At 40.8% G+C, this 15,605-nt stretch carries 17 protein-coding genes and 1 pseudogene; 4 read left to right on the top strand and 14 right to left on the bottom strand.

Annotated features, from left to right (window positions below):
• Position 1: 1 nt before the first annotated feature.
• The 6 genes from MHUN_RS03890 to MHUN_RS03915 all read right to left on the bottom strand — a co-directional run bounded on the left by MHUN_RS03890 (position 2) and on the right by MHUN_RS03915 (position 6,298).
• Entirely contained in the window at positions 2 to 481 is a 480-nt protein-coding gene (locus tag MHUN_RS03890) for a hypothetical protein (protein ID WP_011447774.1), read from the bottom strand.
• Positions 481 to 1,554, bottom strand: coding sequence for an RAMP superfamily CRISPR-associated protein (locus MHUN_RS03895; RefSeq protein WP_158498151.1), 1,074 nt, complete (start codon positions 1,552 to 1,554; stop codon positions 481 to 483). The genes MHUN_RS03890 and MHUN_RS03895 overlap by 1 nt, the downstream gene beginning before the upstream one ends.
• Before the next feature lie 13 nt (positions 1,555 to 1,567).
• A complete protein-coding gene (locus MHUN_RS03900) occupies positions 1,568 to 2,230 on the bottom strand; it encodes an RAMP superfamily CRISPR-associated protein (protein WP_083758393.1) in 663 nt (220 codons plus the stop codon).
• Positions 2,227 to 4,698, bottom strand: coding sequence for a Cas10/Cmr2 second palm domain-containing protein (locus tag MHUN_RS03905; protein ID WP_011447777.1), 2,472 nt, complete (start codon positions 4,696 to 4,698; stop codon positions 2,227 to 2,229). The genes MHUN_RS03900 and MHUN_RS03905 overlap by 4 nt, the downstream gene beginning before the upstream one ends.
• Before the next feature lies 1 nt (position 4,699).
• Positions 4,700 to 5,488: a CRISPR system precrRNA processing endoribonuclease RAMP protein Cas6 gene (cas6, locus tag MHUN_RS03910; protein WP_011447778.1), complete on the bottom strand. Its 789-nt coding sequence runs from the start codon at positions 5,486 to 5,488 to the stop codon at positions 4,700 to 4,702.
• Positions 5,489 to 5,665: 177 nt separating this feature from the next.
• Positions 5,666 to 6,298 (bottom strand): hypothetical protein, encoded by a 633-nt coding sequence (locus tag MHUN_RS03915; protein ID WP_011447779.1) that lies wholly within the window; start codon positions 6,296 to 6,298, stop codon positions 5,666 to 5,668.
• A gap of 669 nt (positions 6,299 to 6,967) precedes the next feature.
• On the opposite strand from MHUN_RS03915, the gene MHUN_RS03920 reads away from it, so the two are divergent.
• Positions 6,968 to 7,282, top strand: coding sequence for a helix-turn-helix domain-containing protein (locus tag MHUN_RS03920; protein ID WP_011447780.1), 315 nt, complete (start codon positions 6,968 to 6,970; stop codon positions 7,280 to 7,282).
• An 81-nt stretch (positions 7,283 to 7,363) separates the two neighbouring features.
• Here MHUN_RS03920 and MHUN_RS03925 read toward each other — a convergent pair whose 3' ends face one another.
• The 4 genes from MHUN_RS03925 to MHUN_RS03940 form a co-directional block, all read right to left on the bottom strand.
• Positions 7,364 to 10,339, bottom strand: a complete 2,976-nt coding sequence (locus MHUN_RS03925) for a tetratricopeptide repeat protein (RefSeq protein ID WP_011447781.1) — start codon at positions 10,337 to 10,339, stop codon at positions 7,364 to 7,366.
• 558 nt (positions 10,340 to 10,897) lie between these two features.
• Positions 10,898 to 11,167, bottom strand: coding sequence for a type II toxin-antitoxin system MqsA family antitoxin (locus MHUN_RS03930; RefSeq protein ID WP_011447782.1), 270 nt, complete (start codon positions 11,165 to 11,167; stop codon positions 10,898 to 10,900).
• Between the two features lie 155 nt (positions 11,168 to 11,322).
• Positions 11,323 to 11,601 (bottom strand): type II toxin-antitoxin system RelE family toxin, encoded by a 279-nt coding sequence (locus tag MHUN_RS03935; protein ID WP_011447783.1) that lies wholly within the window; start codon positions 11,599 to 11,601, stop codon positions 11,323 to 11,325.
• Complete coding sequence (locus MHUN_RS03940; RefSeq protein WP_011447784.1) at positions 11,601 to 11,828, bottom strand: hypothetical protein; 228 nt, start codon at positions 11,826 to 11,828, stop codon at positions 11,601 to 11,603. Before MHUN_RS03940 ends, MHUN_RS03935 begins: the two co-directional genes overlap by 1 nt.
• A 145-nt stretch (positions 11,829 to 11,973) precedes the next feature.
• Between MHUN_RS03940 and MHUN_RS18920 the strand changes: the two genes are divergently transcribed.
• On the top strand, positions 11,974 to 12,123 hold the full coding sequence (locus MHUN_RS18920) for a hypothetical protein (protein WP_158498152.1): 150 nt from the start codon (positions 11,974 to 11,976) through the stop codon (positions 12,121 to 12,123).
• A gap of 39 nt (positions 12,124 to 12,162) precedes the next feature.
• Positions 12,163 to 12,312, top strand: a pseudogene (locus MHUN_RS18140) (HIT family protein); the annotation flags it as partial.
• Between the two features lie 329 nt (positions 12,313 to 12,641).
• On the opposite strand, the gene MHUN_RS17205 reads toward MHUN_RS18140, so the two are convergent.
• The 3 genes from MHUN_RS17205 to MHUN_RS03960 form a co-directional block, all read right to left on the bottom strand.
• Positions 12,642 to 13,496, bottom strand: a complete 855-nt coding sequence (locus tag MHUN_RS17205; protein ID WP_011447786.1) for an IS110 family transposase — start codon at positions 13,494 to 13,496, stop codon at positions 12,642 to 12,644.
• The gene (locus MHUN_RS18925; RefSeq protein WP_158498153.1) at positions 13,497 to 13,661 is read right to left on the bottom strand and encodes a hypothetical protein; all 165 of its coding nucleotides are present in this window, start codon (positions 13,659 to 13,661) and stop codon (positions 13,497 to 13,499) included. It abuts the gene before it with no gap.
• Positions 13,662 to 13,857: 196 nt separating this feature from the next.
• Positions 13,858 to 14,487: a TMEM175 family protein gene (locus MHUN_RS03960; protein ID WP_011447787.1), complete on the bottom strand. Its 630-nt coding sequence runs from the start codon at positions 14,485 to 14,487 to the stop codon at positions 13,858 to 13,860.
• Between the two features lie 171 nt (positions 14,488 to 14,658).
• Here MHUN_RS03960 and MHUN_RS03965 point away from each other — a divergent pair, with 171 nt between their 5' ends.
• Positions 14,659 to 14,889: a hypothetical protein gene (locus tag MHUN_RS03965; protein ID WP_011447788.1), complete on the top strand. Its 231-nt coding sequence runs from the start codon at positions 14,659 to 14,661 to the stop codon at positions 14,887 to 14,889.
• On the opposite strand, the gene MHUN_RS03970 is transcribed toward MHUN_RS03965, so the two are convergent.
• Complete coding sequence (locus MHUN_RS03970; RefSeq protein ID WP_011447789.1) at positions 14,890 to 15,603, bottom strand: ABC transporter ATP-binding protein; 714 nt, start codon at positions 15,601 to 15,603, stop codon at positions 14,890 to 14,892. It lies immediately after the preceding gene.
• Positions 15,604 to 15,605 lie beyond the last annotated feature (2 nt).

Consider the following 15,605-nt stretch of genomic DNA (forward strand, 5'->3'; position numbering starts at 1 on the left):
CTCATCTCCTCCCCGAAACTTTGCAACTTTGTTGAAACTTCGGCTTTGGTATCTTTTCAAGAACTGCATCCGGGTTCCTGACCTGCTCGGCACGAAGAATCTGGCGTATCTTTGATTCATCCCCACGAAGTTGTTCAATAATTCTGATATTCCAGAGCAGGTACTGGACAAATCTCATCCTATCTCGGGCAGAAAGATCTTTCATTGCCGAAATAACTTCAGATCCGACCTTCTTATGGATCCCCTTGCGTATTTTCATTTCATCTATCACTTTTGGATCATTTCCACCCCTTCCATCAGAGGGCTGAGGCGAGTACCGATCCTGCTGCTCCTTGATTATATGCTCAAACCTTGATGATCTGGCCTGTTCGAAAAAGAACCTCACCTGACCGGTTGAATAACACTCAATCTCTTTTCCTTTCCGGATCATTGCTGAAGCGGCAATCTCCCAGGCCTTCTGATTCATATCAATCATATCCATCAGATCACCCCTGAGACAAACATCTCACCATACCCTGAACTTTGCATATCACCGATTCCAAACACCTCCAAAGCCGCAAGAGACGACGGAGAACCCGTGACCATGATGCAACTCCCCGGACCGGTAGCAGGAACAATCTCATCCACCATATTTCCATTCTTCAGCGACCAGCCCCTGACAACCGACCGGGTAATATACGGACTGGGATCAGAACCTGGAGCGATATCTCCTTTATAACCTCTTGATTCCAATCGTTTATTAATCGCTTCGAAAAACGACCTGTCAAGCCCAATCGTCGAGTTGGCCCCTGATCGCAGGATACAGGGAGCATTCAGAATGAGAAGATATTCATCCCCTTTTGAAAACTCTGACGACCGGGATGCAATATGCTCATCATCTGAAACCTGCGAATCCACGGAAATATCAACCAGCCCATACCCCCGTGATCGAAAACCTCCAAGCCCACAGGCATACGAAGCATCATTCAAAATATGAACCACATCATCAGCAACTGTATCCTCTGCAAGCATCACAAACCCAAAAGGAACCCCCGGTTCGATTCCTTCCACATGGTACGGTGAAAGTTGCCAGCCACTTCCCATACTTGTATGACCATCCCTGGTAATCGGACACTTTGTCTCCAGTCTTTTCGGAACTGGATCAGGCTGTACCAGTTTTCTCTCGGAAAAAGATTTAATCCCAACGAGACCGGTATGTTTCTTCCCTTCCTGCAGACACAGTCTTCCATCTACCATTTGAGTGCATTCATTCTCATCATTCTCGATAAGACTGCCACATTTTTTGCACCAACGACTCTTAAGAGGGGCATAAACAGAGCGTTTTTTATCTGAAAGAGGATATCCATTCCTGAAAAAGAGGTGCATCTTTTCAGGTTCATGATCCTCTGCCAGACCACATGCATCAAATAGATCCCGGTAATTCTGATACAGGTACCAGCCGATCATACCCCGGATGGTCCGCCCCGGAACATATGAAAGCGTCTGAGAAAAGGTCCCTCTTGCCCGACCATTTCCAAAATGGAGTGGTGAGACTGATGTTATCGTTCCCTTCATCACCTGCATCTATTTACACCTCCGAAATTACAGTCCCATCAGACTTTTTAATTTCACCAATTTTCAGAGCGCCAAACCCCCGTGATCGGTTCTTCCCAAGCCCATAACAGGCCATAGTATGCAGACTAGCCAGGAAAACCCGTTTTTCTTCATCAGTCAGACCTGTCCTTATAATAATATCTCCCGTAAAAATCGTACCTGAAGGAATGGCCTCTTCAGAATAGAGAGCATGTTCCTCTTTAACCTGGAATTCACGGTTGATCATCACATGACTCCTTCTGAGAATATTCACTTCCTCTTTCCCTTTGGACGGATAAAAATCCAAAAAACGTAACTTTCCTTCACGAAAACCGCCTCCGCCGTCGATATTGGGAACACCAAAGAGTGAGCAGACAGGACATCCATATCCTCCTGCCTTCACCTCATCACATACCATAATTTCATGATCAGTAGAATAAGGATTGCCGGTAATAAAACACGATATCCCTGCAGAACCCTTCATAATCCGTTCTGCTTCACATCGCATCACCCCTTTCAGGTGGGTTGCAGGAATATAGGGAATGCTGTTCCCTTTACGGTCCTGATTTCGGGCAATCTGAATAAAAGAACCCATATTATTCCCGGTTGTATGAAATGGAGAGATAAAACAGAGATCAATCGTCCATATTTCCATCATTCTTCACCTCTTGTATGCCAGAGAAGGGGAACAACCATCTTGACCGCACCATGGATATTAGTCCCATAATCTTCCCGTCCAGGACTATTCACCACGTCTGCCATCACCCTGGCAGCTTCAATTCTCTCCCTTCCACCCTGTTGCTTCCGAAGAGCCGATGCATAATTGTATTTTATAAAGTTCAGTTTCTCAAAAACCGTGTCACCACAGGTAATCAGATCACGAACCCCTGAACGGTTATCAGAATCAAGACCGTCATGAATGATCTTCATCAGCATATCCATCTCATTCTTATCATCAGGAAGCACATAGCAGGCATAATCTGAAGAAGGCATAGCTCCCTGCACCGCAGTAAATGCGACAGCTCCGGCAGGAAGGCGGATAAGATTCAACTCATCTGTAGAACTCCTCTTCCTGAATGCCTCTTTGGCCTTTGATTCCATGGATCGTGCCCGATCAAGCAGGAAATAGATAGGGAATTTATTATCCGCAATAGCAATGCCACAGGAAATTGTAACCGTATGGTACTGATACGTGTCATACTGAGAACCCTTTGTCAGACTATTTTGAAACGAAAATGCCTGAGCCACCCGGGTGATCAGTTCCTGACAGAATATCAGGGCAGCTCTTGCATTCATGATAATCAGAAGATCGTCTCCCCCGTCATAAATGATATCAAACCCACAGCTGGTTCCAGGAAACTTCTCTCCATTCTCTTTTGATTTAGGGTTATAGAGTAGTAATCTCTGTCTTGGATCCTTTTTATTCTGATCCGCTGCCATCAAATCCTCAAGTGTCTTTCCGACAACACCCATAAAACGACGAGAAAACTGCTCACTCTTAAACGTATACTCGGCAGGTGTCAGAGTATGAGAAAAAAGACGTCCCATCATATTCCCATCAACCGCGATAACCGCAATAGAATCTCCGATATCTGTCAATTCATGAGGATATTGGAGATTATTATCCTTAATGAATGTAAATGGCCAGGGACTAATCCTGCTGGTTCTTCCTTTCCTTGCCTCATTGCGTTGTATTCGTCCAAAATTCTCCTTTTTAGCACAAACTGAACAATACCTCTCTGTCTTATCTTCAATCTGAAGACTTCCGGTAATAAGCCGGTTCCTGCAGGCATCACAGATCTGATCTTTTTTAGGAGGGTGAATGATAGAGACTGAATATGAATGTTGTTTTATCATATTAAGTTCATTAACAACATCTTTCAGGAAATCATAAAATGACCCTGCAAGATTTTTTAACGGTATCGTACCTGTCGTGACTGCAGCACGAAGTACCCCATCACTTGCAAATGTGACCTTCTCTTCAGCCTTCTCCTTTATTTTATTCAGCCATGCTGCATTTGAAGGACAAAAAGCCAGAAGATTGCCACCGTCAGAGAACAAAACAGCCTCATCTCCCAGATCATCAGCAATAAATTTCCTGATATCCTGGAGAACATTCGAAACGATCTCGCTCCCTCCACGGAGCATCGGCAATTTATCCGCTTCCATGATAAAGTCCTGGATCTGCATTATATCAAGAGAGAGGTACCCGATTCTGCCACCTGGAAAAGACCATTCCCCAAGGAATTCTCCAGGACCGCCCTGAACTACCGAATCTCTGAAGAGTATCCGGTACTTTTCATTCTCATTCTTCGGTCTGACTGGAACCGTTCTGTCCTGTTTATATCCCAATAGGATGGTATGAGGAGTGATAGAGCAAGCATAATCGCCGTCATTACAATTAATCTTATGAGGAAAAACGGGATCTTTAGAATATAAAACTAGGTTTCCGTCTTTTACCTCTCCAGTAACCTCATACTGCCGATCTGCAGAAGAAGAGATCACATCACCGGCATGAATTAGTTTTTCAAGCCTTGTTGTTGTTTCTTTGGCATGATGTCTCCGAGCAAGGAGGGGAAGGACAGCATCAAGACCAAACCGTGAGACAAAGGAAGGATCTACCTTTGATAGTATCTCCCTGACGATTTCTTCAGTCAATGACACATGTTCATAAAACCTAACATATTTTCGTTCAGAAGAAAATGAACGAACCTTTCCTAAATCATGAAGTAATGAACCAATACGCACAAGACCCACCAGGTCCTCCTTTCGATATTGACCGATCTGATCAGAAGTCAGGCCATATTCAGAAAGGGAACCCTGTATAAACTGTTCATCATCAAGGATTTTATCAACAAGTAAACAGACCGCAATAGCTGCAGTATTACGAAGATGATGATATAGTGAACAGACAGGGAGCCTTGTATCCGAACAGACAGATTGTAAAAAATCATTCTGTTCTAATACTTTACTTATCCGGTTTGCAGCATCATAAAGGCTTTTTGATCCAAAAGATAAAGCAATTTCATTGATGAGCAAACCTGTCTTCCCATCACTTTCATGACCATATGTTACATCAGACCGGACTTTGGTAAACCAGTCTATAACACCAATTTTTTCACTCATATTAGACCTCACATTTGACAATAAAACCACCAAAACCATAGGTACTATGCTTACCAATCTGAAGATGAGAACCCAAATGAAGGATTTTCCCTGCTTCTGGCGAAACAGTGGATGTATCATACAGAATATTCCCGCAAATCCCTTTAAGGGAAATCATCCTGCCATCCATAGATTTATGAGCAATCTGAACGGTTTTTATATCATAATCAAGAATAGGGGCATGAAGGTTCTTTAAATCAATTTCAGTCCGATAGGGATATGAATCTCTTGCATAAAATTTACATACACGATTGTAAGCACGAATTGATGCAGAGAGAATATGTGCTAATTCAGGCAGAATCTCCATCCTCTCATTCTTTTCAAGATATAAAGGAGAAAGAGACTGAATCCTTACCCTGTCACCCCATTCGGGAGGAGAAGGATCTAACTTTCTGACCGATATTTCTTCCACTGAATAATGATGACCTTTAAAATGAACGGCATTCGAATGATCATTTATCCTAGAAACGATTTCTGGAACAAATTCCTGCTTATCACCATGCACTTTAATGAACCCACGGATCAGATCACCTGCCCGGAATGAAAGAAGAGAATATGGTTTAATATCATTTTTTTCCTTAAATACCATATTGTATGGGCACGAAGTCTTATCAGGACAATTACGAACACAGTCTCCATGCTTTGTACAGTGCAAAGATGCACCAAGCCATCCTCTGAAGATCGTTCCGGTATAATCCTCTCCGAGCTGGGGATGTGTCCTGATATCAACAGATATTATCGTAGTTTGCATAGACACCTCATATATGGATAATTTTTTTCGGAGTAATTATGTCTGTCGATTTTTGATTTGGAAATAATTCTCGATACGCATGGCTCTTTATGAACAAAAAATTCTTTTTAACTTTTATATTCTATCATTTATTTTTTAAGTACTTTAAATGAATAAAATAACAATTTCATAAGGCAATCAGGGTAAGGTATCCCAGCGGTTAATTCGTGAACTTGTAAATTCAAGGGAAGATTTCAGGATAGGCTCTACTACCTTGCTTAATCCAACCTGAATCATCTTACTTCCTTTCTCAAATTGCGCTGTTCTTCGGTAAAGATCGGCGAGCATGAGTTCAAAAAATCCCGGGTGATTCCAGATATAATCTCCATTATTTTTACATTTTATCATAAATTCAATCGCTTTCTCTCTACACTTTTTACCCAGTCTCATCTCATTCGTATCATCACATATCCATGATGCAGTCAGGTATCCAAAAAATGCAGTTTTGTTGTCTTCAAGTACCTCGGCACAGTATGAATATTGCAAGTATCGTCGAATTAAAGCTGATATTTCGCCATTATTTGCAATCTGAAGATAATTCCCGGATTTTACAATATCTTTTATCTTCACATCTGCAAAGGTAATATCAGGAGCACAGTATCGACATGTGGGACATTCCTGGATCTGATACATCAAGGTATTCCGTGCCAGAGGGACTGAATAAAATCCCGAATTAAAACTGCTGTTTGAATTTGAAACCAACAGAACATCCTGTAAACTAGACGATCCACATACTGCACAGGTAACTTCTTTGGGATGATGATTATTCATTCTTTCACCTCTATTTTCATTCAAGAGAATATTTACAGGTTTTTTAGATTCACTCCGCCAGGATTTCGTTAGAGAAATCTCACCAAGTTGGTTTACTCTTTAACTATCCATGACTTTGAGAGGGAAACAAAATATTACCTGATATTCCTTTAGTGAAAGGAACATGTATACTGCTCACATACCGTGCTGCAAATACTGCTTGAGAGGAATGAGCAATACATAACCGGGCAGATGAGTTCTGCATAATAGATATCAGAGAGTAAGAGTATATAAATTTTCTATGAAAAAGCACATAAAAGTATACAAAAATACATAAATATGTAAAAATTTTTTATCTATGATATGGTCGAAAACCCTAGAATCTACAATATTATAAGAAAATATAGCCTAAATTTAGAAAGAAGATTCTCATTAAAACAATGAAAAGCGCAATAAAAGATAGGGTAAAAGTGAATAACATGAATCAAAAAATGTCTTCACCAAAAATGAAAAAAAGGTAAATCTAAATTATTATAAAATTATATCATTTTCATCTCATTTCTATGCTAAAATGGAATTTAACATCCTCCGGCATACAGGTATAGGAATACCGACGAAAATTTATACACTACCTTATCACAATACATTCAAGTAGATATCATACAAATACCTATAAGACGATATGAAATAATGACTTCACAGAGGATCAATAAAAATACAACTACAGAATCTGAACCCGATAATGGCCCATATATAGTGCAGTTATCTCCAGAACGTAAAGTGAGAAACTACTTTGAACTAAAAAAGGGTAAATTCTTCCGGACAGATACCGTTGCCGAGATTCTTGATATTGAACCTGAGGTAATTCGTGATCTGATAAGAAAAAAGGAACTATCCGCAATAAAAATCGGGAAATCATATAGAATTGCAGAATCAGACCTTCAGGAATTTTTACAAGCGCGATATACTATGAAACCAAAAGAAAAAATTGAACCTGATAAATAGTTGGAGAGATAATTACACCATTTTGAATTCATATGCCTCCACAACCAAATATCCATGAAATTAAAAAAAGTTTACGTTTTATCACAAATATCCATCCATATACCCTGCTACCGTCTCAAAAACTCTTCTCCTCCCTGAAGGATTTTTAATTTCATCATTGTCATCATTACCATACTCATCTCTCGAAAAATTGATATTTCCGAATCTAACGATCAGATCACCATACACATCTTGAGCGTCGTCACTCTTCAGTTCCATGAGCGTTGCCAGAAGACCTAACCTCCCAATTTTTTCTGATGGTAAGCATCTGATTGCCTGCCTGAAATCGGATGCCGCATCTTCGAAATTACCAAGACCGAATTTCGCCATTCCACGATTATTCCAGGATGCCCATATATGAGGTATCAATGAAACAGCCCTATTTCCTAACTCCAGGGCTTCCTCATTTTTCTCCAGACAGGAAAGGGACCAGCATAAAGCAGAGGATGCAAAACCGGACAAAGGATTCAGTTCGACTGCTTTTTGAAGAATCGTTTCCGCCTCCCCGAACCTATTCAAATTATTCAGAATAAGTCCTTTTTCAGTTAGTAGTACAATATTATCAGGATCTTCAGCCAGCAGTTCGTTGTAGACAACCAGTGCCTCATTAAACCGATCAGGATTCTCCTCAAGATCTCCAAGCATATGAAAAGCATCGGCTATAAAACGACGAATGACTGAATCTTTCGTAGTTTGATTGATAATCCATCTATATGCCTCAATAGCGAGCTTATCAATCCCGAAATCCTTAAGCCTGGTCGCTCGCTCATGTATCAGTTCAACCTGCCTAGTCAGAGAATCGCCGCCAAGCCTGACCAAATCCGCAAGTCCGGTCTCAAGGCAGAGAGATTCGGATCCCTCTTTCAACAGCATCTGTACCTGATCATCACTGCTCATATGATCCGGGATCAGGGAGAGCTGATGCATCCCTTCAGAATACCGTTCCATTTTGAAAAGAACTCCGGCATAGGCTATCCGGAGCGAATAATCTAATGGTTCCTGAAAAATCTCAATTTCAAGCATTCGTGCAGCTGTCAGATAATCCCCGATATAAGTCCGGAGCGTCCCATTTTCTGCCTGAAATACATGTGCTGCATATTCTGGAACCGATATATCCTGCTCATCGTTTCCTGAAAGAATTGCAGCGGCGGATTTCAGATATCTCACTTCCGGTGTGTCAGGAAGAGGTGCTCGTTGATCCTGTAGTATTCCTGCTGCTTCGTCCGGATTTTTGGTCTGAAGAAGAGCTTTTACATAGGGGAGAAATAAATCTTGAGAAGCGCCAGTAGTAAGAATCCCTTCTCGTGCAGCAAATAATGCCGCAGAATAATCACCTTCAAGCATGAAAGAACGGATAAGAAGAGAGTAATCAAGGGGTCTTCCCCGGTTTTCCGTAAGAATCAGAGATGCTGCTATTGATGCATCATGAAATGAACCTGCACGGATAAGACATCTGACATATACCTCCTGCAGGTTAGCATCAGGAATGACAGGAGGGTTTTGAGAGAGGAGGAGAGTATATCCCTCCCGGTACCGTTCCTGTTCCAGGAGAATTCGTGTATACATATTCAATGCAGCAGGATAATCAGGATACTTGTCCAGAATTTTCTTTCCTTCCATTTCTGCGTCATTGAGACATCCTGCAGTCCTGATAGCAAGGATCCGGATTAAGGCAAAATCTGGATTATCATGCCCTTCCAGATTATCTGAAGCCAAAACAGCATCAACATAGCGACAGGTAAATGAATAAAGCAGAACAAGCATGGCATGATATTCAGGTATGTCCGGATGTGCATCGCTTAGAGCTTCAAAGAGTGGAATTGCAGATTCCAGACCATCCTGTATCATACCCTGAAATGCTAGTGCGTCACCTGAAAGGTTATCTGTGGTTTTAAACCACCCTTCCTGTTCCATGCCGAACAGAGTGTAGAATATAAATCCACGATCTCTGGCTCCAGCTGAACATATACACTGGAATGATTCGATCACCTTTCCCTGCTGGTACAAAGATGCATCTTTCAAATAGATTGCTTTCCACGCTTTTGGATTATGGTCAGCTTTCTCTGCATAGACTATTGCCTGATCATATTTACCGCTGAAATGAAGAGCAGTAATGAATGGGATGAGAAACTCCGGATTATCAGGATCTTCCTCACATATTCTCTTGTAGATTAGAAAAGCCTCTTCAAACCGCCCGGCCATAAGCAGTTCTTCCCCCCGAAGTCCTGGCCATGGATCACTCTCTTCTGCTCCAAAGAATCCTGTTATGCTCTGCCTGAAAGTCATCCCCTCTTCGATTTTACCAAGATGCATAAGAACATCTGCTAAATCCGATCTAGCTCGCATGTCAAGTGGCTGTACTTCAACTGCCTTTTTCAAATACATGACAGCATGGTCAAGATCACCAACAGCCCTGGCTGATATGCCTGCTGCGTATGCTACGAGTGGGCAATCAGGATATGAATACATGATAAGATCACTAAGGTCCTGGGCTTCCTTTTCTTCTCCTCTTGTGAGCAGACATAATATTTTCAAAGCCCGGAATGTAGCGAGAAATTCACCATATTGTTCATCATCCGTATGGAATCCCAAAACCAGGTCACAGAATTTTTCTGCCTCTTGAGTGTCACCAGTGAAAAACCTGCATACATGCAGAGTAAGGGAGGATTCTCCTGCTGACCCTATCGACATAACATCAAAGTGGGAAAGGGTCTTAAGGGCAGTATAATAATACCCCTGGAGCATAAGATTTTTCCCGATATAATCCTGAATTCTCATATCAAACGGAATTACTGATTGAATCTTTCGAAGCACCCTGATTGCTTCACCCGGAAGCTGAAGATCAAGGAGGATTAAGGATTTATAAAAGAGCAGGACCGGGTCATCAACCCAGACTTTTAGGCTTTCATCAGCAACAGCCATAGCCTCATCATATAATCCGGATTTTTGCAGATCTGATATCCGGAATAATTGATATTCTCTCCAGTTCTGACCCTCCTGGGTAAATATATCCTCCATCTTCCCCCTCCTTATGATATTAGATTGACGGTTTGGGATAAATACATTTGTATAAAAAAAGGTTCAAAAATATACATAAAGTTATAAATTACTATATTAATAACATTACATTGATTTCATAAGCGGAAATATAAATACATTATCAAGTGATTTTCTTGATTCCCGTAATAAATCTATAATAAATTCCTACCTAATCCCGGAAGAAACAATATTGGCCCGGTAACAATAAAATCAAAGAGAGGGAATTTTTATAAATGTTGTAAATAAGGTAATTCAAGGATTTTTAGTGTAATTTATTCACCTTGAGGATTAAATATCCCTTAATCTTTCTTCTAACTATTCAGAAGAATCATATATCCTTTGTAGATATCCGACGCACAAGTGAAATCTAGTATTATTTGCGTACAGGTCTCATAGGTGGTCCGAATACTGATGATAACAGAAGTCATCCGGAAATCATCTATCACCAAGACCATTCTTTTAAAGCATCAGAAAATTTAGCGAAGACCATTATATGTCTGTCAGGTCATGTCCATCTTAAACTTAAAAGATTCTGAATTATATGGAAGCACAGGCAATCCGACATCCCCTGATATCTTCCAAAATACCAACCTTGACATCATATTCAGCAATAGACAGGAACGTATCAGTAATCTCTTCATTCAGATATTCTTCGCCAGAGGTATTACACACTATGGCTGTGATCTGTTTGATTACCACGGTGGTAGATTCTCGTTCTAATGTGACAGCAATATTGCCTGGTTCACAAATTCCATGTTTACAAATTCCATGTTTACAAATTCCATGTTTACAAATTGCACATTTCATACTCTCCTCCGGTATTCACTATCCGATACCTGAGCATACGGTTCATATACAATAATAATATGAATTATGGGACCTCGTGATCTTTCGATAGATTTCACATCAGGGCGGTTTTTTATATGTTCAATCAGATGCATCACAATATCCCAAGATCGAAATTATCCCTTTCCACCATATTTTTTATAAATAATTCTTCTCGGTCCTATATCGATGACCAGAACAACCAGTTCATTATCATAAAGAGACATTATTACCCGATACTCTCCGATTCTGTACTTATATAGTATTTCAGCACCTTTCGGACGTTTCATCTCCTCAATATGGGCTCGGGGATTCTCCTTTATTGATTCAAGGATCTGGTATATCCGTTTACCAACTTGGTGATCAAGATTTTTTAGTGCCCGTTTGGCATGATTTGAATAATGGAGAGTATACATTAGATAAATCCTAATTCCTTCCCAAGATCCTCATGAGAAGTTGATTTACCCTCTTTATATTCTTCTATGCCTTCTTTTATGGCTATTTCTGTCTCTTCATCGATATAATCATCGCTATAAAATTCCAGAACCCTCGTGATCACCTCGATAGGTTTTTCATCAGGCCTATTTTTTAAATGTTCAATCAGATGCATCACGGGGTCCGGGATCTCCACTGCTTCACTCATTATTATTTCATCTTCCTTCTGACTTCATCAACTTTTCAATAGAACCAAAACTATGGATTCTTAATCCCCAGATATGTGACTTCCACAGGAATAAAATGATTCATAACACAAAGCATAGTTTTGGCTCCTTATGAGTAAAAGAAGAGTGAATAGAGAAAATATTCCGTTTGGTTCATCCCTCACCGGAATACGGGATTACAGAACCGGGAACTGGAACGATGTTGCATTCTCCGGACTTATTGAGAAAAGCAAATATCTCATTGATACCAGAGGATATCCTGCATGGACCCTGTAACCTGTATCTTCTGCACTCCCGAACCGGAAATATTCTCCGGACGGGTATAATATCGGGATAAACGAAGGTAAACCGGCAAGTCAGACGCTAATGCACCTGCATATTCATGTCATCCCCCGGTATTTCGGGGATATGGCAGATCAAAGGGGAGGGGTCAGCGGAGTGATTCCGGAAAAACAGAAGGATTAATAAAAAATGACATGAGAAATCGAATATTTCCCATGAAAATCGGGATCAAGTAGGTTGACATGAACTATTAATTCGCATAATCTCCTTACCTTCCTCTTGAACAATTATCTCAGCTCCCCTGGACAAAAGCTGAATAATCTTTGTGAATCCAACTCTCTCAATTTTTTCTGGAAAATTGGGAATCTTAACAGTTTTCACTCTAGGAATTCCATCTTCAAATATTTCATTATTGATGAGAAGATACCAAACAATCCGTAAAATCTTACGAGCAACAGCAACAATTGCTTTTTTGTAACCCTTTCGGGGTAAGAGACCGTTGAAATAGTCATTCAATTTCCCTGGTCTTCTAATCGCAGAGTGTGCAGCTTCAATAAGAGCCCATCGAAGATAATTGGAACCATGTTTCGTGATGATCCAGTGTAATTGGTATTTGTAGACTGGTAAACAGATGGGGTAAGTCCTGCCCATTTGGCTAATTTATCTGCGGTTGGAAAATCATGGATATCACCTATTTCTGCCAACAAATTAGATCCAATTACTATTCCAATCTCTGGAACTGACATCAAAATTCGTAATTCATTCTCTTTATCCTTGAGGTAAAATTTGATTCTTTCCTCGATCCTTTTAATCTCAACCTGGAGGTTGTCATATATTTTTAACATCGAATCTATGAGGAATATAGCTGAATCAGGAATATAATAATCCGGTTCTCCTTCAATAGTCGGAGTCAGACGGTAGACGATACCAGGAGTACTGTTGATGAAATTTTCCCCTTCAGACTGATCTTTGAATAACGCAATCCGGCTCAGTGTTGAAAACGTGTCTGATTCAGCAACAAGTCCCATGCAAACAAGGTCCTTTGGAATGACCAGCGTGTGCATAATCTCCTCCGGATATCCGGCATTCATGAGGGCCTCTCGTGCATTTTGATCTGCAACCTTGTCAGCGGTGAAGATAATGATAATCGGTTCGGAGAAGACATTGGTTTTGTATGCCGGTTCACTCTGTAACCTGGATAAACTGATAGAATCTCCAAGACTTGTAAATATCCGGTGATACGTGCTCAGTTCTTCTGAATATCGTAAGGCAATATATTCAATATAGCTGAAATATTCACATTCCGGCGGTGTGATCCCAACATAGACGATGGCTTTATCAGGCCTCATCCGGTAATCAAGCCACAATCATGCATCCTGCGGATTGATCGGTGCATCGGAGATGGTGTTATTTACCGTCTGACCAGGTGCTTTTGGAACCTTAAATTGCATATAAGGATTGGTTGGATTGTTCCCGTAACAAGAAGGAGTAATGCCCGCTTCAAACAGACCGATGGGGTTTGTAGTGGCCAAGAACCCTTCCTGTACTTCGAACCCCTGTTCCTCAAATGCTGTAATTGTGGCATTATTATCTATCCCCGCAACGTCTCGAAAACCTGATGTACTCAAGAGTCATCAGGAGAAGGAGACTGCAGGCATCCTGAAAAAATATTTCATAGATGAGGTCATTAGTAGTCTCGTGGTATAAGTGTTGTTATTTGAGAAAAAATTACCTCATCTTCTTCTCAAACGGCGGAGTTCTAAAAAAAACCCCTAATACCACAAAAGGAACATAATAGAGAATCTCGATGTTTTCTAGATCTGCATAGACCCAGAGAATACCGATAAAAGCAACAACTGGAGGAATCAGACATTTCATGAAGAGAAAATGAGCATCTTCATCAGTCAGTAATGGTTCACGAAGATGAGGGGAAGAACTAGCATAATGCCAGAGATAGAGAAGAATAATGCCGAGAATAAAATAATTTATCTGAAAGAAATAATCTGCAAAGGTGTACTTCTCAAGGCCCAGATTACTAAATGCTGAAGAGAATGGGATGACCACAATTGCCATCAGAGCCAGCATATGCACATGAAGAAAATGATAATCGTATGTCTTCATCCGATGAAACATCTGAAAGAAGAGCATCCAGAACATCGCAAGAATGACAAAAACTCCAAAAAAGTCTAACATTGATGATATCGTGTTTGAAAAAAACTGATCTACAGTAATTGTAGACGCTTTTGCATATTGATCTGGAGTTACAATATCCCTGGCGAGCAGGGTCATAGTAAATGCAAAAATCCCATTGGTGATCCGCTCCAGATTTACTTTAGATATGGGTTCTGTGATCGTCATCGTTCTCCTGAAAGAATAATGGCAAAGGGACATATATATTGTTATCAGTCACGGATGGTATGATTCTCTTATCTCTTGAAAAATTTAGCCCGTAAGGTATATGAGATATAAAAAAAATCCTGATCGGATTAATCACAATATATTAATACCAGATAGATCAATTATCACCTTATGCTCGGAATGGAAAATATGGCCAAACAATTTCTTTCCTCTCCAGAAGGCCAGAAGATGATTATGGACTTTATCTCATCTCCTGATGGAATAAACACCATCAAGAAGATGGTAGGAACCCCGGAAGGGAAAAGGGCCTTCGGGTCTCTTATTAAAACAGTTCTTCCAGCGTTGGGGGTTGGCAATGAGGAGATGGGAATGATCACTGGAATTATTGATAAATTCTTGTAATCACTTATATTTACACGCTTTTTCCAAAATCTCTTCCGGTGGAGGACCATCGGATACAATTTTTCCGTCACGAAGGATTATCACCCGGTCAAAATACTCCATATGCCAGTCCTCATGGGAGACCATCACAATCGTCTGGGCCATCTCCTTGTTAATCTGTTTAAAGAGATCAAGCACGTTTCTTGAACTCTCTGAATCAAGATTTGCACATGGTTCATCTGCAAAGAGGATCTCCGGTTTATTCACCATCGCCCGTGCAATGGCCACTCGTTGCTGCTGTCCTCCTGAGAGCTCATTATGCTTATGAGTCAGCCGATCTGATAGACCAATCCGGTCAAGAATCTGTAATGTCTGTGCCTGGTACTCTTCCTTTGAAGTTCCCCGGATCATTGATGTCAGATAAACGTTCTCTTCGACGGTTAATTCAGGCACGAGAGCATAATCCTGAAACACATAACCCAGTCTCTTCAGCCTGAACCGCGTTCTTTGTCGTTCGTCTAAGGTCCTGACATCAATACCGCCAAGAAGTATCTTCCCTTCTGTTGGTCTGTCCAAAAGACCGAGCAGATGGAGTAAGGTGGACTTTCCAGATCCGCTTGCACCCATGATACCGACAAATTCACCCTTCTGTATGGTAAGGGATACTCCCCGGAGTGCATGAACCGTCACTTTTCCCATATCATACACTCTGGTCAGGTTCTCTGCGATAATCATTG

The sequence above is a fragment of the Methanospirillum hungatei JF-1 genome (genome assembly GCF_000013445.1).
Lineage (GTDB): Archaea > Halobacteriota > Methanomicrobia > Methanomicrobiales > Methanospirillaceae > Methanospirillum > Methanospirillum hungatei.

What these genes read in the sequence shown, in the direction of transcription:
- cas6 (WP_011447778.1), bottom strand. Translation starts at nt 5,488, where the DNA reads ATGCAAACTACGATAATATCTGTTGATATCAGGACACATCCCCAGCTC.
- MHUN_RS03925 (WP_011447781.1), bottom strand. Translation starts at nt 10,339, where the DNA reads ATGGAGGATATATTTACCCAGGAGGGTCAGAACTGGAGAGAATATCAA.
- MHUN_RS03890 (WP_011447774.1), bottom strand. Translation starts at nt 481, where the DNA reads ATGGATATGATTGATATGAATCAGAAGGCCTGGGAGATTGCCGCTTCA.
- MHUN_RS03895 (WP_158498151.1), bottom strand. Translation starts at nt 1,554, where the DNA reads ATGAAGGGAACGATAACATCAGTCTCACCACTCCATTTTGGAAATGGT.
- MHUN_RS03915 (WP_011447779.1), bottom strand. Translation starts at nt 6,298, where the DNA reads ATGAATAATCATCATCCCAAAGAAGTTACCTGTGCAGTATGTGGATCG.
- MHUN_RS03935 (WP_011447783.1), bottom strand. Translation starts at nt 11,601, where the DNA reads ATGTATACTCTCCATTATTCAAATCATGCCAAACGGGCACTAAAAAAT.
- MHUN_RS03940 (WP_011447784.1), bottom strand. Translation starts at nt 11,828, where the DNA reads ATGAGTGAAGCAGTGGAGATCCCGGACCCCGTGATGCATCTGATTGAA.
- MHUN_RS03905 (WP_011447777.1), bottom strand. Translation starts at nt 4,698, where the DNA reads ATGAGTGAAAAAATTGGTGTTATAGACTGGTTTACCAAAGTCCGGTCT.
- MHUN_RS03930 (WP_011447782.1), bottom strand. Translation starts at nt 11,167, where the DNA reads ATGAAATGTGCAATTTGTAAACATGGAATTTGTAAACATGGAATTTGT.
- MHUN_RS03900 (WP_083758393.1), bottom strand. Translation starts at nt 2,230, where the DNA reads ATGATGGAAATATGGACGATTGATCTCTGTTTTATCTCTCCATTTCAT.
- MHUN_RS03920 (WP_011447780.1), top strand. Translation starts at nt 6,968, where the DNA reads ATGACTTCACAGAGGATCAATAAAAATACAACTACAGAATCTGAACCC.
- MHUN_RS03970 (WP_011447789.1), bottom strand. Translation starts at nt 15,603, where the DNA reads ATGATTATCGCAGAGAACCTGACCAGAGTGTATGATATGGGAAAAGTG.
- MHUN_RS03965 (WP_011447788.1), top strand. Translation starts at nt 14,659, where the DNA reads ATGCTCGGAATGGAAAATATGGCCAAACAATTTCTTTCCTCTCCAGAA.
- MHUN_RS03960 (WP_011447787.1), bottom strand. Translation starts at nt 14,487, where the DNA reads ATGACGATCACAGAACCCATATCTAAAGTAAATCTGGAGCGGATCACC.